The following is a 22034-nucleotide window of genomic DNA, read 5'->3' as shown; positions in this document are numbered from 1 at the left end:
AGCCCCGCCAGCCGCCCCGAGCGGACACCCGCCTTCCACGGCGCCGGCCCACCAGCCCGGCGCCGTTTTTATTTGCCCTGCGATACCACGAAGCGGTAGGGTGGACGGCTGCGCCGTCCACGCGTTCAACCATCCTGCGGACTGTCGCGCCGTGTCACCGTGCGTCGAACGCGTGGACGGGAAACCCGTCCACCCTACGACTGTCGCGCCACGTTACCGTGCGTGGAACGCGTGGACGGGAAACCCGTCCACCCTACAATTGTGGTGCCACGTTACCGTGCGTCGAACGCGTGGACGGGAAACCCGTCCACCCTACAATTGTCGTGCCACCTTCGCGTACGTGGAACGCGTGGACGGGAACGGGTCCACCGAACAAACAACAACGGCGCCTTGGGGTCCGCGCGATGCGGGCCCCAAGGCGCCGTGGCCTGGAACGGTGTTACCGAACGATCAGGCGCTGCCCGGCTCCTTGTCCTTCGTACCGATGCACGATTCCCCGACGGCCTGCTCGTTGTGCGCCGCCATTGCAACCGCGCCCTGGTGGTCGCGGCTGGCGTCGACCTTGTCCGGGGCGACTTCGATGCGGGTGATGCCGGCGTCGACCGAGATCGGGTCGCTGGCCGGGAAGGTCATCTCGACAGCCTCGTCGAGCAGGGTTTCCTTGGCCGCGTCACCCTGCGGCTGGGTTTCCACGCCGGCCATCATTTCGATGGCGACGGCATGGGCGACCACCTTCAAGCCGGCCAGCTGGCCGATGGTCGTGACGCCGAATGCGTCTTCCAGGGCCTTGGCCTGATTCGGACCGATGCCGCACAGCGCGGTCAGCGGGCAATCCACCAGTTCCTTGAACGATTTGCCGTGGAACTGTTCGTTGACGATGGTATTGATATTCATGTTTTTGTCCTTTCAAGTGAGCGCGCCTGTCCTCCATTGACACGGTTGAACTGGACACGCTTCCACTATCGCATGGCCTCGCAAAACCGTATGTGCGGTGCCGTACACGAAGCGCGCAAGCCCTGTGCAAGTAGGCGCACGATTGCCCCTTAACATTGCAAATTGCCGTGATATCATTCGACGCCGCTCAGCCGTGTCTTTACCATAGGAAAGCGCATTGGAAAGCAGCTACTCTGCTATCCTTGTTTTAACCGGCAGAGGCCAGGCCCCTCGCCCCGACAAACGCAGCAGGAACGACGTGCTCACCACCGCCAAACCGAAGATCTTGGTCGTCAATGACGACGCGGCCAGCCTGCTGGCCCTGACCAGCCTGCTCGACCAATGGGCCGACGAAACCGGCTACACGGTGCTCTCGGCGCGCTCCGGACAGGATGCGCTGCGCCAGGTGCTGTTGCACGACTTCGCCGTCATCATCCTCGACGTCAACATGCCCGGCATGGACGGCTTCGAGACCGCCGAGGCGATCCACCAGCGCGCGCGCTCGGCCGACATCCCGATCATTTTCGTGACCGCCTTCCTGGCCGACGAGATCGACCGCCTGAAGGCCTACCAGCGCGGCGCCGCCGACTTCTTGTTCACGCCGGTGATTCCGCAGATCCTGCACGCCAAGGTGTCGGTGTTCGTGGCCCTGGCCAACAAGAACGAGCAACTGCGGCGCCAGACCGAGGACCTGTCGCAGCGCACCCTCGAACTGACCGCGACCAACGAGCGCCTGATGCGCGAGATCGAGGAGCGCCAGGCCGCCGAGCGCACCAGCCACGCGAAGGACGAGTTCCTGGCCATGCTCGGCCACGAGCTGCGCAACCCGCTGTCGGCGATCAGCAGCGCCGCCGCCCTGATCGACATGCCCGGCGCCGGCCTCGATACGGCCAGCCGCGCGCGCCAGATCATCGGGCGCCAGAGCCAGCATCTGTCGCGCATCGTCGACGACCTGCTCGACCTGTCGCGCGCGATGTCCGGCAAGATCCTGCTGGCGCGCCGCCCGGTGGACATGGCCAGCCTGGTCGGCGCCTGCCTCGACACCTTCCGCGCCACCGGCCGCACGGCCGGCTACCGCATCGACGTCGACCTGGCGCCGAACTGGGTCGACGGCGACCCGACCCGGCTCGAGCAGATCGCCACCAACCTGATCGACAATGCCCTGAAATACACCCCGGCCGGCGGCAGCATTGCGATTCGCATCGGCGCCGAGGACGAGGACGTGCTGCTGACGGTGAGCGACACCGGCGTCGGCATCGCGCCCGATCTGCTGCCGCACGTATTCGACGTGTTCGTGCAGGGCAGCATCAGCCTCGACCGCGCCCAGGGCGGGCTGGGCATCGGCCTGTCGCTGGTGCGGCGTTTGGTCGAGCTGCACGGCGGCAGCGTGTCGGCCACCAGCGCCGGCGGCGGCGCCGGCAGCGCCTTTACCATCCGCCTGCCGCGCGCCGAGCCGGCCGAGGCCAGCGCACCGGTCGCCGCCGCGCCGGAACCAAACTGCGCCAAGCCGGCGGTGCTGCTGATCGAAGACAACGAAGATGGGCGCGAGATGATGGCGACCATGCTCGACGTGTACGGCTACCCGGTGCTGCAGTCGGCCGACGGGCTCGATGGCGTGCAGCAGGCCCTGTCGCGGCTGCCGAGCGTGGCGCTGGTCGACATCGGGCTGCCGGGCATCGACGGCTACGAGGTGGCGCGCAGGCTGCGCGCGAATCCCGGCACGCAGGCGATGCGGCTGATCGCGCTGACCGGGTATGGATTGGCCGAAGACCAGCGCCGCGTGCTGGAGGCGGGCTTCGACATGCACCTGGTGAAGCCGGTGGATATTGCGCAGTTGCTGGGGGCGTTGGGAGAACCGGCGCCGCTGCGCACGGCGGCGGGCTGAACCGGGGGGCGTAGGGTGGGCACTTGTGCCCACGCGGTGTCATCGATTGAACATCGGCGACGCGGCTTCGGCCAGGATGTGACCCTCCAGATACGTTATCGGCCTGCTTTTGGCGCGGCAATCACCATGCAAGCTTCCGCGTGGGCACGGGGTGCCTAGCGCGGCCCGGCCCACCCTACGTCGCTCCGATACGGCCGTCACCATGCCGGCCGCATGGCTGTTTACATCGACGCTTCGATCTCTTCCTGGCGCTTCTTCATCTCTTCCCCCAGCACGCCCAGGTCCAGTTTCAGCTTGCGCGTTTTCGGGAACATTTCCTTCTCTTCTTCCTCGACGTGGTGGTCGATCATTTCCGACAGCACCTTGACCTTGGCATCGTACAAATCGTCCTCGGGGCTCATTTCCTGGATCTGGGCGATCAGGTCCTTGGCCGACGCGTGCTCGACGATGGCTTCGTCGACCATGTCCTCGGTTTCTTCCTCTTCGCCGCCCGCCGCGCGGGTGGCCGGGTAGAAGATCTCTTCCTCGATCATGGTGTGCATGGTCAGGGCGTTGCAGATTTCCTCGGCCAGCTTTTTCTTCTTGTCCTTGGCGTCGTCGCCGAGTTTCTCGAATTGCTCGAACAGATCCTCGACCTCGCGGTGTTGCCTGGTCAGCAGCTCGACGGCGTCGATGCCGGTGGTCGCGCTGGTGGTCTTGTTGGTTGCCATGTGAGCTCCTTGATGGTTATGAATATAATAATTTTGACTACCCCTCCAGCCTGAGCCTAAATGCGCATGGCTACTGTTCGGAAGCGCACGCTGGACGTCAACGTGAGGTCAGTGCGCGCTTCCCGGCCGACTCTGTTGTATGATTTGGGAAACATTTAACCGAGCCGACGATGACTGCACCGGACCCGCACCACCCTGACCCGGAACTGGATCGCAAGGTGGCCGAACGTACTGCCGAACTGACCGAACTGGTTGGTCACCTGATGAGCTGCTGGGACGAAGAGCGCCGCCTGCTGGCGCGCAAGCTGCACGACAGCCTCGGCTCGTCGATGACGGCCCTCACCATGCACCTGGGCCTGCTGGCAAAGAACCTGAGCGAAGACAAGGCCAAGGACCGCGCCAGCCAGATGAAGAGCCTGCTCAACAACATCATCGAGACCAACCGCAAGGTGCAGCTGGGCCTGTGGAACGACAAGCTCGAGTTCCTGGGCATCAAGGCCGCGCTGGCCGAACTGGTGACCGAATTCGGCCAGGAACACGGCGTCAAGACCAGCGCCAGCCTGCCCGACGACGACGACGGCTATGCGCGCGCCCAGGGCGTGGCCCTGCTGCGCTGCGCCGAGGAAGGCTTGCGCAACGTGCTGCACCACGCCCAGGCCGGCAAGGTCGAGGTGATCCTGGACGACGACGGCGAGCAGTTGATGCTGACCGTGCGCGACGACGGCGTCGGCCTGCCGGACGGGGCGGCGCCGTCGGAATCGCTGAATTGCCACGGCCTGCGCCTGCTGCGCGAGCGTGCGCGGGCGCTGGGCGGGACGCTGACGCTGGGGCCGGGGCCCGAGGGCGGCACGGCGTTGACCATGGTGCTGCCGCGGCAGGTGCCGGGCGCATAAATAGTAGGTAAGCAGCAGACGTAAAAAAGGCCGGCATTGCCGGCCTTTTTGTTACCTGCGATGCAGTATCAATGCAGCTTCACCAGCGGCGTGGTGCGGCGGATCAGGAAGCGCGCGATCGCCAGCACGCCGGTGCGCATCGAGCCGAGCACGGCCTGGTGGTGCATCAGGTGCAGGCTGGTGTACATGAAGCGCGCGATCATCCCTTCGACAAACCAGCTGGTCCCGCGCAGCGAACCCATCAGGTTGCCAACGCTGGTCGTCTTGCCGAGCGATACCAGGGAACCGTAGTCGCGGTAGCGGTAGGGCTTTTCGTCGAAGGCCTTGCCGGCGGCGATGCGCAGGAACTGCTTCAGCAGGTAATCGGCCTGCTGGTGCGCGGCCTGGGCGCGCGGCGGCACCGGCTTGCCGGATTCGTCGATGCAGGCGGCGCAATCGCCCAGCGCGTACACGCCGGGTACGCCCTTCACCCGCAGCTGCGCGTCGACCTCGATCTGGCCGCCCTTGTTGGTGGGCAGGCCCAGCGTGGACAAGAATTCCGGCGCCCGAATACCGGCTGCCCACACCACCAGGTTGGCCGGATACACGTTGCCGGCGTTGTCGAGCACCTTGTCCGGGTCGATCTGGGTGACGCGGCAATCGGTCACCACCTGGATGCCACGCTCGCCCAGCAGTTTCAGGGCCGAGGCCGAGACCCGCTCGGGCAGCGGCGCCAGGATGCGCGGCGCGCCTTCGAGCAGGGTGATGCGCACGTCGCGCTTGACCTGCAGGCGCGAGAAACCATAGGTGGCATACACGCCCGAGGCTTCGCGCAGCTCGGCCGCCAGCTCGACACCGGTGGCGCCGCCGCCGATGATCACCACGTCGAGCGCGGCCACCGCGTCCGGGCGCTCCTCGCGCGCCTGTTCGGCCACCGCCATCAGGCGCAAGAGGCGCAGGCGGAAGCGCTCGGCATCCTCGGTGGCGTTCAGGGAAATCGTGTGTTTGCGCGCGCCCGGCACGCCGAAGTAGTTCGAGGTGCTGCCGACCGACATCACCAGCGATCCGTACTCGATGCGGCGCTCGTGCAGCACGTCTTCGTCGTCGGCCGTCTTGACTGCGCCGACCGTGATGCGGCGCGCGTTCGTGTCAAGCGCGGTCATCGGGCCGTAGACGAAAGTGAAGCCGTTGTCGTGGGCCAGCATCTGGTAGGACAGGCCTTCCTGGTGGATGTCCAGGGTGCCGGCCGCCACCTCGTGCAGCGAGGGTTTCCAGATATGGTACAGCCGGGTATCGACCAGCATCACCTTTGCCGGCCCCAGCTTGCGCCCCAGTTTGCAGGCGAGCTCCAGCCCGCCTGCCCCGCCACCCACGATCACGATTTCACTTTGCAAAACTTACCTCCATTTCGTATGTACCTTGTTACAGGAGCAAGTCTACACCGGCAGGGGAAATCGCGTGGCGCGCACCCCGAAAACGGCAAGGGATGCGCGGGGCTGGCGCTGCTTATCGGCCGTGGCCGTGACCGTGGCCACGGTCGTGGTGGTCGCGGTCGCGGCCATGGTGGTCGCGGCGGTCGTGGCGATCGTGATGGTCGCGGCGGTCGTGGTGGTCCGGACGGCCGTGGTGGTGCGCCGGGCGATGGTGACGCTCGCGCCAGCGCGGCGCATAGGTGTTGGTGTACCAGTCGTCGCGCACGAACATCACCGGACGGCCGCAGGCGTCGTAGCGGCCGCAGTAGCGTTTCCAGTTGCTGCGGTGGCCGGCCGGCACGCGCAGGTAGATCGGGGCGGCGCGCACGTGGCGCACTTCGCGCACGATCACCGGGCGTTCGTAGATGACCGGCGGACGGCCGTAGTCGGCGATGTCGAGGCGGCCATAGAAGCCGGGCTGGCCGATGTTGATACTGACGTTGGTGGCGGCCACGGCCGGGAGCGCGGAAGCGGCCAGGGCCAGGCCGGCGAGCAGGAGCTTGAACGGAGAAGTCATGGGACAGGTCCTCTTGTCATGTTGTTTTCGTTGATGTGAACTTTATCAGCTGAAACGTTACGTTCCCGTACGCTGCAACACACATTTACAAATGCTGCGCGAAATTCGCGCTGTGGTAAGGATGCGACGCCAGGCTCGCTACAATCGGCCCAACGCATCCAGCATGGAGGAGTCATGTCTTACCCGCGTCTTTCCCTTGCTCTCGCCTGCCTGCTCGCCACGGGGGCGGCCTCGGCCCAGACCGGCGTGTCGGCCGACCTCGGCACCACCGGCGTCGGCGCCCACCTCGTGTTCGGCTTCAGCCCCAGCCTCAACGGCCGTCTCGGCGTCAATTACTTCAAGCACGACTTCACCAAGCGCTCCGGCCGCCTGGAGTACGACCTCGACGGCAAGCTGCAGACCGTCGACGCCCTGCTCGACTGGTATCCGCGCGCCGGCAGCAGCTTCCGCATCACCGGCGGCGTGTTCTACAACGACACCCGCTTCGACGCCCTCGCCACGCCCGACCTGAACGGCACCTTCCGCCTCAACGAGCGCCTGTACAACGCGGCCGACGTCGGGGTACTGGTCGGCAAGGTCGACTTCCGCAAGGCCGCGCCCTACATCGGCATCGGCTGGGGCAATGCGCTCAGCAGCGAGCGCGGCTGGAGTTTCGGCGGCGACCTCGGCGCCTTTTACCAGGGCAAGGCGCGTGTCAGCCTGCGCAGCGTCAACTGTACCGTGCAGTCGGCCCTGTGCAACCAGCTCGCGAGCGACGTGGCGGTGGAAGAAGCGCGCCTGGCCGACGAAGCCTCGGACTACAAGGTCTATCCGGTGCTGCGCGCCAGCCTGTCGTATCGCTTTTGACGCACGCGTGCGCGCGGCCGGCGCAGGAACTCCGGTATCATCGGCACCAAGGAGATCGCCATGAAAAACCATGTCCTGCGCTGGTCCGCCCTCACCCTTGCCTGCCTGCTCGCCAGCGCCTGCAAGGACCGCCATGAGCCGGTCAAGCCGACCGCCCCAGGCGCGCCTGCCGTCATCGACCGTTTCCTTGATACCTGAGAACCGGTGTACGGTTTTTGCGCCCGCCGGCGCGCGGCACGGTAAACTGTCGGCTGTTCATTTTTGCCCAAGGTTTCCATGTCGTTTGCCTCGCTCGGCCTGATCGACCCGATCGCCCGCACCCTCGAAACGCTCGAATACAAGAACCCGACGCCGGTCCAGGCCCAGGCGATTCCCGCCGTGCTGGCCGGGCGCGACGTCATGGCCGCCGCCCAGACCGGCACCGGCAAGACCGCCGGCTTCGCCCTGCCCCTGCTGCAGCGCCTGGTGATGGAAGGCACGCCGCTGGCCAGCAACACGGCACGCGCGCTGGTGCTGGTGCCCACGCGCGAGCTGGCCGAGCAGGTGCACACGAGTTTCCAGACCTATGGCGCCGGCCTGCCGCTGCGCACCATGGTCGCCTACGGCGGCGTCAGCATCAATCCGCAGATGATGCGCCTGCGCAAGGGTGTCGATCTGCTGGTGGCCACGCCGGGCCGCCTGCTCGACTTGCACCGCCAGAACGCGCTGAAGTTCAACGCGACACAGATGCTGGTGCTCGACGAAGCCGACCGCATGCTCGACCTCGGCTTTTCGCGCGAGCTCGACCAGGTATTGGCGGCCTTGCCGAAAAAACGCCAGACCCTGCTGTTCTCGGCCACCTTCTCGGACCCGATCCGCGCCCTGGCCGCCAAGTTGCTGGTCGATCCGCTCAGCATCGAAACCGCGCCGCGCAACACCACCGTCAAGGCGATCCGGCAGTGGGCGGTGCCGGTCGATAAAAAGCGCAAGCCGGAGCTGTTCCTGCATTTGCTGAAGAAGCACGGCTGGGGCCAGGTGCTGGCCTTTGCCAAGACACGCAAGGGCGTCGACGAGCTCGTTGCGCTGCTGGAAGCGAAACGCATCGCCGTCGATGCCATCCACGGCGACAAGCCGCAGCCGGCGCGCCTGCGCGCGCTCGAGCGTTTCAAGGCCGGTGAGGTGAAAGTGCTGGTGGCCACCGACGTTGCCGCGCGCGGCCTCGACATCGACGATCTGCCGGTGGTGGTGAACGTCGACCTGCCGATCGTGGCCGAGGACTACGTGCACCGCACCGGCCGCACCGGCCGCGCCGGCGCCTCGGGCGAAGCGGTGTCGCTGGTCTGCGCCGACGAGGTGCAGCAGCTGGCGGCCATCGAGATGCTCACCAAACAGACCCTGAAGCGGGTCGAGGAAAGCGGCTTCGAGCCGGACCACCGGGTGCCGCAAACGAATGCGGGCGGACAGATCGTCAAGAAGCCGAAGAAACCGAAGAAGCCCAAGGAGGCACGCGGCGAACAGCGCGTGGTGACCGAGGACGTGCGCTTCCGGCGCTGAAAGCCGCCGCTTTACGCGTGAAATAAAATTTCACAGGCAATTGCTTGACGAAATTTTATTTCACCGCTTGAATTTACTGTAACACCAGCCGCAGCTTGCGCACCCCTTCCTCGCCCGGCGTGACCTGGAAGCCGAGTTTCTTCACCAGGCCGATCATGCGGCTGTTCTGCGGCAGCACCTCGCCGACGATCTCGCGCGTGCCGCGCGCGCGGCAATACGCGATCAGCTTTTCCATCAGGATGCGGCCCAGCCCCATGCCCTTCAGGTCCGAGCGCACCGTTACCGCGAATTCGGCCGAGGTGTTGTCGGGATCGGCCACCACCCGCCCCACCGCCAGCGTCTCGGGCTGGCCGTCCGCCCCCGGGCGGGTGGCAATGAACGCCATCTCGCGGTCGTAGTCGATCTGCGTGAAGCGCGCCAGCTGCGAGGGCTGCAGCTCGCGCAGGCGCACGAACATGCGGTAGCGGATGTCGTCGGGCGTGAGGGCGTCGAAGAATCTCAGGTGCGCCGGCCCGTCTTCCGGACGCACGGGGCGCAGCAGCAGCGAGCCGCCCTGCCAGGGGATGGTCTGCTCCAGCTCGCGCGGATAGGGCCGGATCGCCAGCCGGTCGAGCGTGCTGGCCGAGCGGTCGGCCAGCGCCAGGCGCATGCGCGCGTCGAGCACCACGGCGCCGGAGGCATCGGCAATCAGCGGGTTGATGTCGAGTTCGACGATCTCCGGGATATCCGCCACCAGGCGCGCCACCTGCACCACGGCGGCGAGGATGGCGTTCATGTCGGCCGCCGGGCGGTTGCGGTAGCCGGCCAGCAGGCGCGCCACGCGGGTGCGGTCGACCAGTTCGCGCGCCAGCACCGCGTTCAGCGGCGGCAGCGCCACCGCGTGGTCGTCGGTCACCTCGACCGCGATGCCGCCCTGGCCGAACAGGATCACCGGCCCGAACACCGGATCGGTGGCCGCGCCTAAAATTAGCTCATGGCCCTCGGGCCGGCGCGCCATGGCCTGTACCGAATAGCCCTCGAAACGGGCGTCGGGGCGTAGCTCGGCCAATTGGCGCCGCACGCGCCCGGCCGCCGCCCGCACCGCCTGCTCGGAATCGAGGTCGAGCGCCACGCCGCCGACGTCCGACTTGTGCATCACGTCGGGCGAGAGGATCTTCACGGCTACCGGAAAGCCGATGCTTCGTGCCGCCGCCACCGCTTCCTCGGCGTCCGCCGCCTGGCGCGTCTCGACCAGGGCCATGCCGTAGGCGCGCAGGATGGCCTTGGTCTCGGGGTCGGACAGCAGGTAACGCCCGGCCGCCAGCGCCTCGCGCACCAGGGCGCGCGCGGTGGCGCGGCCCGAGGCCAGCGTGCCGGAAATCGAGGGCGGCACCTGCATCAGCAGGTTCTGGTTCTGGCGGTAGTGCACGATCTGCAGGAAGCCGGCCACCGCGTCCTCGGGCGTGTCGAAGGTCGGCATGCCGGCGCTGGAGGCGATCTCGCGCGCCGCGGCCACCGAATCGCCGCCCAGCCAGCAGGCCAGCACGTTGCGCGAGGCGGCGCGCGCCAGCGGCGCGATCGCCCGCGCGATATCGGCCGGGTCGACCGTGGCCGTAGGCGAATGCACGACCAGCACCGCGTCCGCGCCCTTGTCCTGCAAGGCGATCTCCAGCGCCTGGCGGTAGCGTTCGGGTTCGGCGTCGCCCAGCAGGTTGACCGGGTTCGCCTGCGGCGGGCTGGCCGGCAGCAGCGCCGCCAGGCGCGCCAGCGAGTCGGGCGACAAAGCGGCCGCGGTGCCGCCGCCGCATAGCAGGGCGTCGAGCGCCAGCACGCCGGGGCCGGCGCCGTTCGACAGGATCAGGAGGCGCTCGCCGTACAGCGGCCTGGCGTGGGCCAGGGTCTCGACCGCCGCGAACAGCTCTTCGGTGGTGTCCACGCGCAGCATGCCGGCACGGCGGATGGCGGCGTCGAACACGTCGTCCGGGGCCGCCAGCAGCCCGGTCTCGCTGGCCGCCGCACGCACGCCGTTGCCGACCCGGCCAGCCTTCAGCACCAGGGTCGGCTTGCTGCGCGCCGCCGCGCGCGCCGCCGACATGAACTTGCGCGCATAGCGCAGGTTTTCCACGTACAGCAGGATCGAGCCGGTGGCGCCGTCGCTGGCCAGGTAGTCGAGCACGTCGCCGAGGTCGACGTCGCTCGCGTCGCCCAGCGCGATGAAGTGCGAAAAACCGATGCCGCGCGAGCGCGCCCGGTCCAGCACGCCCGTCATTAAAGCGCCGGACTGCGAGACAAAGGCGATCCGCCCCGGCAGCGCGCCGCTGTGCGCGACGCTCGCATTCAGGCCCAGCGCCGGCGACAGTAGCCCGGCGCTGTTGGCGCCGAGGATGCGCAGCAGGTAGGGGTGGGCGGCGTCGAGCATGGCCTGCTTGACGGGGCGCCCGCGCTCGTCGCGCGCGCCGGCCAGGCCGGCGCTCAGCACGATGGCGGCGCGCGTGCCCTTTTCGCCGAGCTGGCGGATGATGGCCGGGATGGTGGCGGCCGGGGTGCAGATGATGGCCAGGTCGGGCGCGGCCGGCAGTTCGGCCACGCTGGCGTAGACCGGCTGGCCGAGCAGCTCGGTGTACTTCGGATTGACCGGATACACCGGGCCCTTGAAACCGCCCGCCGCCAGGTTGGCCAGCAGGGTTGCGCCCAGGCTGCCGGGCCGCTCCGAGGCGCCGACCAGGGCCACCGAGCGCGGTGCGAACAGGCTTGCCAGGTTGCGGGTGCTCATGCGGCGACAGCCCGCACGGCAAGCGTGCCCGGCGAAACCGGCGAATTGGCTAGACTGGGCTTCAAGCTCGGCTTCACTAAGAATATCTCCCCTTTTATGTCCAACAACAAGAACACAAAACCCGTTACCGACAGCCGCAAGGTCATCTACGCCGCCATCGTCGCCAACCTCGGCATCGCCGCCGCCAAGTTCTCGGTGGCCGCCGTCACCGGCAGCGCCGCCATGCTGGCCGAAGGCATCCACTCGGCGGTCGACACCGGCAACGAACTCCTGCTGCTGGTCGGCGAGAAAATCGCAGGCCGCAAGCCCGACGCGCGCCACCCCTTCGGCTACGGCAAGGCCGTGTATTTCTGGGCCCTGATCGTGGCCTTGTCCGTGTTCACGCTGGGCGGCGGGCTGTCGATCTACCACGGCATCCACAGCCTGCAGGAACCGGCGCCGCTCGAAGACCCGTTCTGGAACTACGTGGTGCTGGGCGTTGCCTTCCTGTTCGAAGGATACAGCTGGAACGTTTCGCGGCGCGCACTGAACAGCAACCGCCTGCCCGGCGCCACGCTCTGGCAGACCGTCAAGGCCAGCAAGGATGCCTCGGTGTTCACCGTCTTCATCGAGGACAGCGCGGCCCTGCTCGGCATCCTGGTCGCGGCCGGCGGCATCTGGCTCGGGCACCTGCTGGACAATCCCTACATCGACCCGGCCGCCTCGATCGCGATCGGGCTGCTGCTGGTGGGCGCGGCCTGGACCCTGGCGCGGGAGACCGGCGGCCTGCTGGTGGGAGAGAGCGTGGGCGTGGAACAGACCGGCCAGCTGAAGGACATCTTCCGCGCCGACCCCGCACTGGAAACCGTGGGCCAGCTGATGACCATGCAGCTCGGTCCCGACGACGTGCTGCTGACCGCCGCCGTGCGCTTCCGGCGCGGCATGCGCATCGATGAAGTCGACCTGGCGATCGCCCGCCTGGAAGCCGCGGTGAGGGAATTCGATCCGGCGATCCGGCGCGTTTATTTCGAGGCGGCGGCGCTGCGCTCGGCCAGCCGGTAGCGCTGTTCGGGCAAGGCCCGCAGCAGGGCCGATTGCGCCAGCAGCGCGGCCATCAGTTCGTCGACCAGCAGGGCCAGGTCGTGCTGGTGGAAGGCAGCCAGGGCCGGCAGTTGCGGCACGCTCGCCTGCAGCGCATGGGCGCGCGCCAGCGCCGTCACCGGCACCGCGGCAAGGGCGCCGCCGCCGGGCAGCTTGCCGCTCACGAAGCGCACCCGGTACTGGCGGTCGACCAGCATGGTCCCGCTCAGGAAACGCTCGACGCCGATGTCGAACAGGACCTGCCTGACCACCTCGGCGGCGCGGTCGGCGAGTTCGCGCCGGTTCTTGCGGCGGCGCGGAACCAGGAGCTGGGCGATCCAGGCCATCTGTGTGGTCCTCTGTTCAACACTGATTGACTAACGAGCAACATTTTATCAGCAGGTATTTATGCTGGCAATCAAGAATTGCGGGAGCCGGCAGAGAGGATGGCTGCAGGCCCCCCGCCGCCATATCGCCGGGGCAGCGTGCTAGAATGGCCGCGTGAATACCCTCTTGCGCACCCTGACCCTGTGGCTGGTCCTGCTGGCGGTTCCCTTCCAGGGAGTCGCCGCGGCGGCCATGCTCGGCTGCGGGGTGGGCAACATGGGGCATCCGGCGCCGGCTTCGTCCGCCGCGGCGGACATGGGCGCGGAGCATGCGCATCACGGCACGCATGGCGGCCAGCACCACGCCATGCCGGCTGCGGGCGCGGATGCGGACGACGGCCATCATTCGCCCCAGCACCACGGCAACGCCAAGTGCGGCGCCTGCTCGGCCTGCTCGATCGGTGCGGCCATCGTGCCGGCGCCCGTCCTCGCCCTGCCGGTGCATGCGCCGCCGCGCCTGGCGGCTCCGTTCTCGGCCGGGCTCCTGCCCTCGGTCGACCTCGACCTGCCCGAACGACCTCCCCGCTTCGTCCTCGCCTGATTTGCCGCTTGCCGCGCCGCTTGCCGCGCGGCCCTGTCGTATGCAACCAGAGAGGATTCCATGCCATCCGCCATCTTGCGCATTGCGCGCATTGCGCCATCCCGCGCGTCTTCAGCTTTCCTGAGCGCCGGCCTGCTGGCCGCCAGCTTCCATGCCGCCCACGCCGCCAGCGTGCCCGCCGCCGACCCGAACGCGCCGGTGCCGCCGACGCGCTACCAGACCGGCGCCGCCTACCAGCCGCGCCCGGCCGAACCGGCCACGCCCGACCAGGCCTGGAAGGAACAGAACCGCATCGTCGCGGCCACGCCGGGCCACGGCCACGCGATGCACGGCGCCGATCCGCACGCCGGGCACGCCATGCCTGCTGCGGCACCGGCCGATCCGCATGCCGGGCACGCCATGCCTGCTTCTTCACCAGCCGATCCACACGCCGGTCACGCCATGCCGGCTCCAGCACCGGCCGATCCGCACGCCGGGCACGCCATGCCTGCTGCCCCGGCCGATCCGCATGCCGGTCACGCCATGCCTGCTGCAGCACCTGCCGACCCGCACGCCGGCCACCGCCCAGCCGCGCCGGCGCACCAGCACCAGGGGCAGCACTGATGCCAGCCGCCCTCGTGACACGCGGCGCCCTGGCCGGCGCCGCCGCACTGCTGGCGGGCTGCGTCGGCGTGGCGCCGGATGGCGGGTTTGCCGCCGTCGCCGACGCGGCCCGTGCGCGCACCGGCGCCGAAGCGAAGCTGGTGCGCACCGAGGCCGACGAACGCGCGGTCGCCGACACCGTGCGCACCCTGCTGGCGCAGCCGCTGGGCCGTGAAGACGCGGTGCGCATCGCCCTGCTGAACCACCCGGGCCTGCAAGCCAGCTACTGGGACGCCGGCATCGCCCAGGCCGACCTGGCCCAGGCCGCGCGCCTGCAGAACCCGGGCTTCGGCTTCAAGCGCAGCGCCGGCGGCGGGTCGGTCGAGATCGAACGCTCGCTCACCGTCAACCTGGTGCAGGCGCTGACCCTGCCCCTGTCGCGGCGGCTGGAACAGGCGCGCTTCGACCAGGCGATCCTGGACGTGGGCGCCGCCATCGAGCGCCACGCCTTCGAGACCCGGCGCGCCTGGGCCGAGGCGGTGGCCGCGCGCCAGGGCCTGGACTACGCGCGGCGCGTGAACGCCGCCGCCGAAGCCAGCGCCGCGCTGACCGGCCGCATGACCCGCTCCGGCAACGCCAGCGCCCTCGACGGCGCGCGCGAACAGCTGTTCCATGCCGAAGCCGCCGCCGGCGTCATGCGTGCCGAGCAGGCGCTGGTGGCCAGCCGCGAACGCCTGGCGCGCCTGCTCGGCCTGTGGGGCGAACAAACCGCCTTCACGCTGCCGGAGCGCCTGCCCGACCTGCCCGCCGCGCCACTGGAGCCCGGCGCGACCGAGCGTCTTGCGCTGGAGCGCCGCGCCGACGTCCAGGCCGCGCGCCAGCAGGCGGCCAGCACGGCGGCGAATCTCGGCCTGACCCGCGCCACGCGCTTCGTCAACGTGTTCGAGCTCGGCCTGGAGCGCAAGAGCGAGACCGGCGAACCGCGCGCGCGCGGCTACGAAGTGTCGCTGGAACTGCCGCTGTTCGACTGGGGCGGCGCCCGCAGCGCGCGCGCCGAGGCGCTCTACATGCAGTCGCTGCGGCGCGTGGCCGAAACCGCGGTCAATGCGCGCAGCGAGGCGCGCGAACGCTACCTGGCCTACCGCGGCGGCTGGGACCTGGCGCGCCACTACCGCGACGAAGTCCTCCCGCTGCGCAAGAAGATCTCCGCCGAAGTCCTGTTGCGCTACAACGGCATGCTGGCCAGCACCTTCGAGCTGCTGCTCGATGCGCGCGAACAGGCCGGCGCCGTGAACGCCGCCATCGAGGCCCTGAAGGAATTCTGGATACAGGAAGCGGCATTGCAGCTGGCCCTGGGCGGCCCCGCGCCGCAGGCCGCCACCAACGAACACAAGGAACATGCACCATGACCACCCGCAGAGCATTCCTCGGCGGCGCCGGCACCCTGGTCGGCGCCGCGGCGGTCAGCCGCGCCGCCGCGGCCGGCCTGCCGGAAGCGCCGTACGCAGCGCACACCCAAGCCGCTGCGGCGTCGCCGGGCGCCACCGCCGCCCCGCTGGCCCCGCCCAACGGCCGCCCCTACCACCCGGTCGTCACCCTGAATGGCTGGTCCCTGCCCTGGCGCATGAAGGACGGCGTCAAGGAATTCCACCTGGTGGCCGAGCCCGTGGTACGCGAGCTCGCCCCCGGCATGCAGGCCAACCTGTGGGGCTACAACGGCCAGAGCCCGGGCCCGACCATCGAGGTGGTCGAGGGCGACCGGGTGCGCATTTTCGTCACCAACAAGCTGCCCGAGCACACCAGCATCCACTGGCACGGCCAGATCCTGCCTTGCGGGATGGATGGCGTGACCGGCCTGACCCAGCCCGGCATCGCCCCGGGCAAGACCTTCGTCTACGAATTCGTGGCGCGCCATGCCGGCACCTTCATGTACCACCCGCACGCCGACGAGATGCAGCAGATGGCGATGGGGATGATGGGCTCCTGGGTCACCCATCCGAAGGACCCGCGCCAGCATGCGGTCGAGCGCGACTACGTGATGCTGCTCGGCGCCTTCGACATCGAGCCGGGCAGCTACACGCCGCGCACCAACACCATGCTCGACTTTAATTTGTGGACCATGAACAGCCGCGTCTTCCCCGGCGTCGATCCGATGGTGGCGCGCCTGGGCGACCGGGTACGCATCCGCGTCGGCAACCTCACCATGACGAACCACCCGATCCACCTGCACGGGCACCGCTTCGAGGTGGCCGGCACCGACGGCGGCTGGGTGCGGCCGGAAGCACGCTGGCCGGAAGTGAGCGTCGACGTCGCCGTGGGCCAGATGCGCGCCATCGAGTTCGTGGCCGACAATCCCGGCGACTGGGCCTTCCACTGCCACAAGTCGCACCACACCATGAACGCGATGGGCCACGAGGTGCCGAACCTGATCGGCGTCGACCACCGCGGCGTGGCCGAGAAGATCAACGACCTGATCCCCGGCTACATGGTGATGGGCGACAAGGGTGGCTCGATGGGCGACATGCGAATGCCGCTGCCGGAAAACACCCTGCCGATGATGACCGGGCGCGGCCCCTTTGGCAACCTGGAAATGGGCGGGATGTTCACGGTGCTGAAGGTGCGCGAGGGGCTGGCGCGCGGCGACTACCGCGACCCGGGCTGGTACCGGCACCCGGCCGGCACGGTGGCGCGCGAGTGGCATGGCGACCTGCCGCCGGCCGCACAGGCACCGGGCACGGCGCCCGCTCCAGCAGAAGGCGCGGCATCGGCGCGCAAGCCGCAGCAACACCGGCATTGAGGCGTTTTTTGGCGCACCCATGCAGGCCGCATTGAAGGAAAGGCTTGAATAATCGACAATCTAACTGTCGACTTCCAGCCTTTCTTTCCATGACCCTCTCTCGTACCGGATGCATTCTTGCCGCTGTCCTGGCCGGCGCTGCCGCCCTCCCCGCCCATGCTGCCCGCGTGCAGGAAGTGCGCATGCAGGACCTGCCCGCCTTCCTGGCCAGGAACGACACCGTCGTGGTGCAGTTCACCTCGCCCGACCCCAAGTGCCGCTACTGCATCGGCGCCGACAGGGCCTTCGACAAGGCCGTCGCGCCGGCGCGCGATGCCAGGGTCAGGTACGTGCGCGTGCAGTGGCCGGTGTGGCACAGGTTCCCGGATTTCGGCAAGCTCCCCAAGCCGATCGGCCTGCCCGAGCAGATGGTATTCCGGCGCGGCACGGCGATCGGGACCGTCGGCGGCAGGCTCGAGGACAGCAGCGATTTCCTCGCCAAGGTGGCGCAGATCCAGGCCAACCCGAAAGACCCGAAGGATTTCTACCGCGACCTACAGGCCGCCGTGCCCACAGCGCCGGCGACCCCTGCTGCGCCGCTCTCCGCCGAAGAAGAACGCCTGACGCGGCTCATGGCGCGCAAGGACCTGCTGGGCGGGATCGTGACGTTCTGCGCACGTACCTTCCCCGCCGCCGGACCGGGCGTGCAGGATGCCTACGGCGCCTGGCAGGCGACGCACAAGCCGGCGCTCGACCAGGCGGCCGTGGTGATGATGGCGCGTTCCAGCCGCAGCGATGCCGCTGCCGCCAGCGCAGTGGTGCGCGACGAGCAGCAACGGCTGCAAGCCTGGACCGTCGGCAGCCTCGGCATCAGCCAGGACCGCAAGCCGACGGCCGAGGATTGCGAAAAGATCGGGCGTGGACTGACGTCGCTGCCCGAGATTGCGGCCTGAGATCGCCGCCGGAATCGTCCCTTGGCGCGTCAGGCCGCCGCGCGCGCCGTCACCGGATAGCCGGCGTCGTCGATCGCCGCCGCGATCCGGTCCAGGTCGGCGCTGCTGTCGATCTTCACCTTCCCCGTCGGCAGGTCGATCTCGACTTTGGCGGCGGCGTCGATGCCCTGCACAGTTTTCGTCACGCGGCCCACGCAATGGCCGCAGCTCATGCCTTCGACAGTCAGTTCGTACATGGTGTGTTCTCCTTTCGATGGGGGCAGGCTGGTCCCGCCCGTTGATGATGGCATGCTTGCCGCATGCATGCCCGATGGTGCGGGCGCCGCCCGATGCGGCGCGGCCGGCCGCCAGCGCCGCAGCAGCAGCGCGTTGCTGACCACGCTCACTGAGCTGAGCGCCATGGCGGCGCCGGCCAGCATCGGGTTCAGCAGGCCAAAGGCGGCCAGCGGAATGCCGACGACATTGTAGGCAAAGGCCCAGCCCAGGTTCTGGCGGATCTTGCGGTAGGTGCGCTGCGACACCGCGATGGCGTCCGCCACCAGGGTTGGATCGGCGCGCATCAGCGTGATGCCGGCGGTATGCATGGCGACGTCGGTGCCGCCGGCCATGGCGATGCCGACGCCCGCCGCGGCCAGGGCCGGCGCATCGTTGATGCCGTCACCGACCATCGCCACCTTGCGCCCGGCCGCGAGCGCACGCTGCACGTGCTCGGCCTTTTCGCCAGGCAGGACCCCGGCGGCGAAATCCTCGATGCCGACCGCCGCCGCCACCGCGCGCGCCGCGCCCTGGTTATCGCCGGTCAGCATGCTGGTGCGCACACCCATCGCCTGCAGGCGCGCCACCGCGGCCGGCGCCGTGGCGCGCACGCGGTCGCCAAAGGCGAGCAGGCCCAGCACCTCAGGCTGGCCGCCCTGCTCGCGCAGCAGCCAGGACACGGTCCGGCCTTCGGCTTCGTGGCGCGCGGCCACCTCCTGCCACGGCCCAAGCGCGGCGCCGAGTTCCGCGGCCAGGCGCGCGTTGCCGAGCCAGACGCGCGCGCCGTCCACGACCGCCTGCACGCCGCGCCCCGGCAGGGCCTGGGCCGCGCCGGCCGGCTGCAGGACCAGGCCGCGCTGCCGGGCCAGCTCGCCCACGGCGTGCGCCAGCGGATGGCTGCTGGCCCGCTGCACGGCGGCCGCCAGCGCCAGCGCCAGTTCGGGCTGCCCGCTCTCGATCGCGGCAACGACCGGCCGGCCCTCGGTCAGGGTGCCGGTCTTGTCGAACACCACGGTATCGACCGCATGCGCGGTTTCCAGCGCCTCGGCGTCGCGGATCAGGATGCCGTGACGCGCCGCCACGCCGGTGCCGACCATGATCGCGGTCGGCGTCGCCAGGCCCAGCGCGCAGGGGCAGGCGATCACCTGCACCGCCACCGCGTTCAGCAGCGCGCCCTGCCAGTCGCCGGTGGCCAGCCACCAGCCGACAAAGGTGATCGCGGAAATCACCAGCACGGCCGGCACGAACACCGCGCTGACACGGTCGACCAGGCGCTGGACCGGCGCCTTGACCGCCTGCGCGTCTTCCACCTGGCGGATGATCTGCGACAGCAGGGTCGCCGCGCCGACCGCCGTCACGCGTACCAGCAGCAGGCCTTCGCCGTTCACGGCGCCCCCGGTGACGCGCTCGCCCGGCCCCTTGGCCAGCGGCAGGCTCTCGCCGGTGAGCAGCGATTCGTCGAGGTGGCTGCGGCCCTCTTCCACCACGCCGTCGGCGGCGACGCGCTCGCCCGGCCGCACCAGCAGCAGGTCGCCAATGCGTAGCGCGCCGGCGTCGATCAAGCGGTCCTGGCCGCCGCGCCGCACCAGGGCCTCGGTGGCGCGCAGCGATTCCAGCGCGCCGATCGCTTCCAGGGTCTGGCGCCGGGCGCGCGCTTCCAGCCACTTGCCGAGCAGGACCAGGGTGATGACGACCGCCGAGGATTCGAAATACAGGTGGGCGGCGCCGTGCCCGCCGGCCAGCAGCAGGTAGACCGACAGGCCGTAGGCCGCGCTGGTGCCGAGCGCGACCAGCAGGTCCATGTTGCCGGCGCCGGCGCGCAGCGCCTTCCAGCCGGCGCGGTAGAAGCGCGCGCCGAGCCAGAACTGCACCGGGGTGGCCAGCAGCCATTGCAGCCAGCCCGGCAGCGTCCAGCCGGCGCCGGCCAGCTGGCCGAGCATCGGCAGCATCAGCGGCGCGCTCAGCAGCGCGGCGGCGGCCACCGGCCACCAGGCCGGCAGGGCGCGCGCCGGCGCGGAGGCGCGCAGCGGCGCGGCCTCGATCGCGGCGGCCTCGTAGCCGGCCCTGCGCACGGCGTCGACGATGGCGGCGCTGTCCGCCGCGCCGCGCACGCTGGCGCGCTCGAGGGCCAGGTTGACGCTCGCGTCCTCGACCCCGGGCACCGCGCGTAGCGCCTTCTCCACACGCGCCACGCAGGATGCGCATGTCATCCCGGAAATATCAAAGCTTGCCGCGCCGGGCTTGGCATGCTGTTCGAGGCTGTTGTTCATGGTTCATCTCCTTCCGATACCCACAGCATATTGCTTCCCATCGTGGGAAGGTCAAGCGCCGCTGCCGGGCAGCATGGCGAAGACGATTGAGCCGGTCGGTGGCATCGCCGTCCTGCCAGAACTTTACGGCAGAGGCGGCGTCGAAGCTGTAACTCGTCAGTATCCCACTTCCTGGAGGATGCATGAAGACCGCATTGCGTACCGTATTGCTCGTTTCACCCTGCCTGCTGCTGGCAGCCTGCAGCCATTCCGACGACGACTCCCAGGCCGAAGAGGCGCGCGTGCAGGTGGTCGGCCAGGCGCCGGGCCCCACGCCCTTCGTCGCCAACCTGACACTCTCGCTCGACGACTTTACCCACCTGTCGAGCGTGTCGTACACCATCGCCGCCCGGCCCGGCACCTTTTCGAAGCCGATGAGCGCTACCTACACCCGCGCCTGGATCGAGCGCACCGGCGCCTGGCGCGCGGCCGACCGGCGCCTCGTCATTCCGGTGTTCGGGCTGTATGCAGGGTATGCCAACGGCGTCACGGTCAGCGCGGCATTCGAGGACAAGTCGACCGACGACGAGCAGGTGAGCGTGTCCACGCCGGCCTATACAGGGCAGGCCGCAGTCTACAACACGCCCGACGTCAGGACCGCGCGCAGCGCCACGGCGGCGCCGGGGTTCGACTACATGCTCATCAAGAGCAGCAACCACGCGCCGGTCGTGCTCGACACCGACGGCAATTTCCGCTGGCTGGGCGCCGAACCCTACTCCTCGCCCTCGACCTGGTTCAGCGGCGACGCCTTTTATGTCGGCAACGCCGTCGCGCCGGAACTGCGCCGCTTCGACCTGACCGGCGCCTTTACCAACGTTCCGCTCGCCTCTACGCGCTATACCAACTTCCACCACGACCTGTCGGCCGGCAAGAAGGGCTTGCTCGCCGAGCTCGATGCGAACGATGGCGGGGTGCCGAAGATCGAATCCATCCTGGTCGAAATCGGCACCGACGGCGCCATCCTGAAAGAATGGGACCTCGGGCCGATCTTCCGCGCCGCCATGCAAGCCGGTGGCGACGATCCGTCGAACTTCGTGCGCGACGGTACCGACTGGTTCCACATGAATTCCGCCATCTACGTGCCGGCCGACGATTCGCTGCTGATCTCCAGCCGCGAAAACTTCGTCGTTAAGCTCGACTACCAGACCGGCAAGATCAAGTGGCTGTTCGGCGACACCACCAAGCACTGGTATGTCGATTATCCGTCACTGCGCGCACTGGCGCTCGAACTCACCTCGGGCAAGGCGCCGATCGGCCAGCATACGCTCTCGGTCACCCCGAACGGCGAACTGCTGCTCTTCAATAACGGCCTGGGCAGCCTGAACCAGCCGGCGGGCACCGCACCCGGGGTCACGCGCGACTTCAGCACACCCTCGCGCTACGCGATCGACGAGAAGAAGCGCACCGCTGCCGAGGTCTGGACCTACGCTCCCGAACCGCCGATCTATTCGGACATCTGTTCCAGCACCTATGAAACCACGCCCGGCAACTACCTGATCGGGTACGCGGCGACGGCAGGCCGCACGCGCAGCAAGCTGCGCGCAATCAGCGGCAGCGGCCAAATCGCCTTCGACTACGAGTACCCGACCTTGAACTGTGCAACGGTGTTCATTGCCCAGCCCATCGCGTTCACGGGCATTGTGCTGAAATAAG

At 68.9% G+C, this 22034-nt stretch carries 19 protein-coding genes; 12 read left to right on the top strand and 7 right to left on the bottom strand.

All coding sequences use genetic code 11. The features are described 5' to 3' along the window. Positions 1 to 450 precede the first annotated feature (450 nt). The gene (locus ACWYRN_RS19200) at positions 451 to 894 is read right to left on the bottom strand and encodes a hypothetical protein (RefSeq protein ID WP_488689215.1); all 444 of its coding nucleotides are present in this window, start codon (positions 892 to 894) and stop codon (positions 451 to 453) included. Positions 895 to 1192: 298 nt separating this feature from the next. On the opposite strand from ACWYRN_RS19200, the gene ACWYRN_RS19195 reads away from it, so the two are divergent. Continuing rightward, on the top strand, positions 1193 to 2818 hold the full coding sequence (locus tag ACWYRN_RS19195) for a response regulator (protein WP_488689214.1): 1626 nt from the start codon (positions 1193 to 1195) through the stop codon (positions 2816 to 2818). A gap of 221 nt (positions 2819 to 3039) precedes the next feature. Here ACWYRN_RS19195 and ACWYRN_RS19190 read toward each other — a convergent pair whose 3' ends face one another. Then, on the bottom strand, positions 3040 to 3528 hold the full coding sequence (locus ACWYRN_RS19190; protein ID WP_488689212.1) for a hemerythrin domain-containing protein: 489 nt from the start codon (positions 3526 to 3528) through the stop codon (positions 3040 to 3042). A 170-nt stretch (positions 3529 to 3698) separates the two neighbouring features. Between ACWYRN_RS19190 and ACWYRN_RS19185 the strand changes: the two genes are divergently transcribed. Continuing rightward, positions 3699 to 4421: a sensor histidine kinase gene (locus tag ACWYRN_RS19185; protein WP_488689211.1), complete on the top strand. Its 723-nt coding sequence runs from the start codon at positions 3699 to 3701 to the stop codon at positions 4419 to 4421. A 68-nt stretch (positions 4422 to 4489) separates the two neighbouring features. Here the strand turns inward: ACWYRN_RS19185 and ACWYRN_RS19180 are convergent, their stop codons facing one another. Next, entirely contained in the window at positions 4490 to 5794 is a 1305-nt protein-coding gene (locus ACWYRN_RS19180) for an NAD(P)/FAD-dependent oxidoreductase (RefSeq protein WP_488689210.1), read from the bottom strand. 112 nt (positions 5795 to 5906) lie between these two features. Then, a complete protein-coding gene (locus ACWYRN_RS19175) occupies positions 5907 to 6389 on the bottom strand; it encodes a hypothetical protein (RefSeq protein ID WP_488689209.1) in 483 nt (160 codons plus the stop codon). A 174-nt stretch (positions 6390 to 6563) separates the two neighbouring features. Here ACWYRN_RS19175 and ACWYRN_RS19170 point away from each other — a divergent pair, with 174 nt between their 5' ends. The 3 genes from ACWYRN_RS19170 to rhlE1 all read left to right on the top strand — a co-directional run bounded on the left by ACWYRN_RS19170 (position 6564) and on the right by rhlE1 (position 8768). Continuing rightward, entirely contained in the window at positions 6564 to 7235 is a 672-nt protein-coding gene (locus ACWYRN_RS19170) for a hypothetical protein (RefSeq protein WP_488689208.1), read from the top strand. Between the two features lie 60 nt (positions 7236 to 7295). Then, on the top strand, positions 7296 to 7433 hold the full coding sequence (locus tag ACWYRN_RS19165) for a hypothetical protein (RefSeq protein WP_488689207.1): 138 nt from the start codon (positions 7296 to 7298) through the stop codon (positions 7431 to 7433). Positions 7434 to 7511: 78 nt separating this feature from the next. Then, positions 7512 to 8768 (top strand): RNA helicase RhlE1, encoded by a 1257-nt coding sequence (rhlE1, locus tag ACWYRN_RS19160; RefSeq protein ID WP_488689206.1) that lies wholly within the window; start codon positions 7512 to 7514, stop codon positions 8766 to 8768. A 73-nt stretch (positions 8769 to 8841) separates the two neighbouring features. Here rhlE1 and ACWYRN_RS19155 read toward each other — a convergent pair whose 3' ends face one another. Further along, the gene (locus tag ACWYRN_RS19155) at positions 8842 to 11520 is read right to left on the bottom strand and encodes a bifunctional acetate--CoA ligase family protein/GNAT family N-acetyltransferase (protein ID WP_488689205.1); all 2679 of its coding nucleotides are present in this window, start codon (positions 11518 to 11520) and stop codon (positions 8842 to 8844) included. A gap of 96 nt (positions 11521 to 11616) precedes the next feature. On the opposite strand from ACWYRN_RS19155, the gene ACWYRN_RS19150 reads away from it, so the two are divergent. After that, the gene (locus ACWYRN_RS19150) at positions 11617 to 12561 is read left to right on the top strand and encodes a cation diffusion facilitator family transporter (protein WP_488689204.1); all 945 of its coding nucleotides are present in this window, start codon (positions 11617 to 11619) and stop codon (positions 12559 to 12561) included. On the opposite strand, the gene ACWYRN_RS19145 is transcribed toward ACWYRN_RS19150, so the two are convergent. Next, the gene (locus ACWYRN_RS19145) at positions 12522 to 12926 is read right to left on the bottom strand and encodes a hypothetical protein (RefSeq protein ID WP_488689203.1); all 405 of its coding nucleotides are present in this window, start codon (positions 12924 to 12926) and stop codon (positions 12522 to 12524) included. The genes ACWYRN_RS19150 and ACWYRN_RS19145 overlap by 40 nt on opposite strands. Positions 12927 to 13080: 154 nt before the next feature. Between ACWYRN_RS19145 and ACWYRN_RS19140 the strand changes: the two genes are divergently transcribed. The 5 genes from ACWYRN_RS19140 (at position 13081) to ACWYRN_RS19120 (ending at position 17817) form a co-directional block, all read left to right on the top strand. Continuing rightward, positions 13081 to 13506, top strand: coding sequence for a DUF2946 family protein (locus tag ACWYRN_RS19140; RefSeq protein ID WP_488689202.1), 426 nt, complete (start codon positions 13081 to 13083; stop codon positions 13504 to 13506). 60 nt (positions 13507 to 13566) lie between these two features. Then, a complete protein-coding gene (locus tag ACWYRN_RS19135) occupies positions 13567 to 14109 on the top strand; it encodes a hypothetical protein (RefSeq protein WP_488689201.1) in 543 nt (180 codons plus the stop codon). Continuing rightward, positions 14109 to 15497 carry a TolC family protein gene (locus tag ACWYRN_RS19130; protein ID WP_488689200.1) on the top strand — a complete coding sequence of 463 codons (1389 nt, stop codon included), beginning with the start codon at positions 14109 to 14111 and terminating at the stop codon, positions 15495 to 15497. The genes ACWYRN_RS19135 and ACWYRN_RS19130 overlap by 1 nt, the downstream gene beginning before the upstream one ends. After that, positions 15494 to 16885 carry a multicopper oxidase family protein gene (locus ACWYRN_RS19125; RefSeq protein WP_488689199.1) on the top strand — a complete coding sequence of 464 codons (1392 nt, stop codon included), beginning with the start codon at positions 15494 to 15496 and terminating at the stop codon, positions 16883 to 16885. The genes ACWYRN_RS19130 and ACWYRN_RS19125 overlap by 4 nt, the downstream gene beginning before the upstream one ends. Before the next feature lie 89 nt (positions 16886 to 16974). Next, positions 16975 to 17817: a hypothetical protein gene (locus ACWYRN_RS19120; protein ID WP_488689198.1), complete on the top strand. Its 843-nt coding sequence runs from the start codon at positions 16975 to 16977 to the stop codon at positions 17815 to 17817. A gap of 29 nt (positions 17818 to 17846) precedes the next feature. On the opposite strand, the gene ACWYRN_RS19115 is transcribed toward ACWYRN_RS19120, so the two are convergent. Continuing rightward, positions 17847 to 20342, bottom strand: coding sequence for a heavy metal translocating P-type ATPase (locus ACWYRN_RS19115; RefSeq protein ID WP_488689197.1), 2496 nt, complete (start codon positions 20340 to 20342; stop codon positions 17847 to 17849). 182 nt (positions 20343 to 20524) lie between these two features. On the opposite strand from ACWYRN_RS19115, the gene ACWYRN_RS19110 reads away from it, so the two are divergent. Next, a complete protein-coding gene (locus tag ACWYRN_RS19110) occupies positions 20525 to 22033 on the top strand; it encodes an aryl-sulfate sulfotransferase (protein ID WP_488689196.1) in 1509 nt (502 codons plus the stop codon). Position 22034 lies beyond the last annotated feature (1 nt).

This window comes from Massilia sp. BAP21 (assembly GCF_057801335.1).
This window is presented reverse-complemented; position numbering and strand designations above follow the sequence as displayed.

Coding starts and splice junctions, on each gene's coding strand:
- ACWYRN_RS19200 (WP_488689215.1), bottom strand. CDS start 894: ATGAATATCAATACCATCGTCAACGAACAGTTCCACGGCAAATCGTTC.
- ACWYRN_RS19190 (WP_488689212.1), bottom strand. CDS start 3,528: ATGGCAACCAACAAGACCACCAGCGCGACCACCGGCATCGACGCCGTC.
- ACWYRN_RS19185 (WP_488689211.1), top strand. CDS start 3,699: ATGACTGCACCGGACCCGCACCACCCTGACCCGGAACTGGATCGCAAG.
- ACWYRN_RS19175 (WP_488689209.1), bottom strand. CDS start 6,389: ATGACTTCTCCGTTCAAGCTCCTGCTCGCCGGCCTGGCCCTGGCCGCT.
- ACWYRN_RS19170 (WP_488689208.1), top strand. CDS start 6,564: ATGTCTTACCCGCGTCTTTCCCTTGCTCTCGCCTGCCTGCTCGCCACG.
- ACWYRN_RS19165 (WP_488689207.1), top strand. CDS start 7,296: ATGAAAAACCATGTCCTGCGCTGGTCCGCCCTCACCCTTGCCTGCCTG.
- rhlE1 (WP_488689206.1), top strand. CDS start 7,512: ATGTCGTTTGCCTCGCTCGGCCTGATCGACCCGATCGCCCGCACCCTC.
- ACWYRN_RS19155 (WP_488689205.1), bottom strand. CDS start 11,520: ATGAGCACCCGCAACCTGGCAAGCCTGTTCGCACCGCGCTCGGTGGCC.
- ACWYRN_RS19150 (WP_488689204.1), top strand. CDS start 11,617: ATGTCCAACAACAAGAACACAAAACCCGTTACCGACAGCCGCAAGGTC.
- ACWYRN_RS19145 (WP_488689203.1), bottom strand. CDS start 12,926: ATGGCCTGGATCGCCCAGCTCCTGGTTCCGCGCCGCCGCAAGAACCGG.
- ACWYRN_RS19135 (WP_488689201.1), top strand. CDS start 13,567: ATGCCATCCGCCATCTTGCGCATTGCGCGCATTGCGCCATCCCGCGCG.
- ACWYRN_RS19130 (WP_488689200.1), top strand. CDS start 14,109: ATGCCAGCCGCCCTCGTGACACGCGGCGCCCTGGCCGGCGCCGCCGCA.
- ACWYRN_RS19125 (WP_488689199.1), top strand. CDS start 15,494: ATGACCACCCGCAGAGCATTCCTCGGCGGCGCCGGCACCCTGGTCGGC.
- ACWYRN_RS19120 (WP_488689198.1), top strand. CDS start 16,975: ATGACCCTCTCTCGTACCGGATGCATTCTTGCCGCTGTCCTGGCCGGC.
- ACWYRN_RS19115 (WP_488689197.1), bottom strand. CDS start 20,342: ATGAACAACAGCCTCGAACAGCATGCCAAGCCCGGCGCGGCAAGCTTT.
- ACWYRN_RS19110 (WP_488689196.1), top strand. CDS start 20,525: ATGAAGACCGCATTGCGTACCGTATTGCTCGTTTCACCCTGCCTGCTG.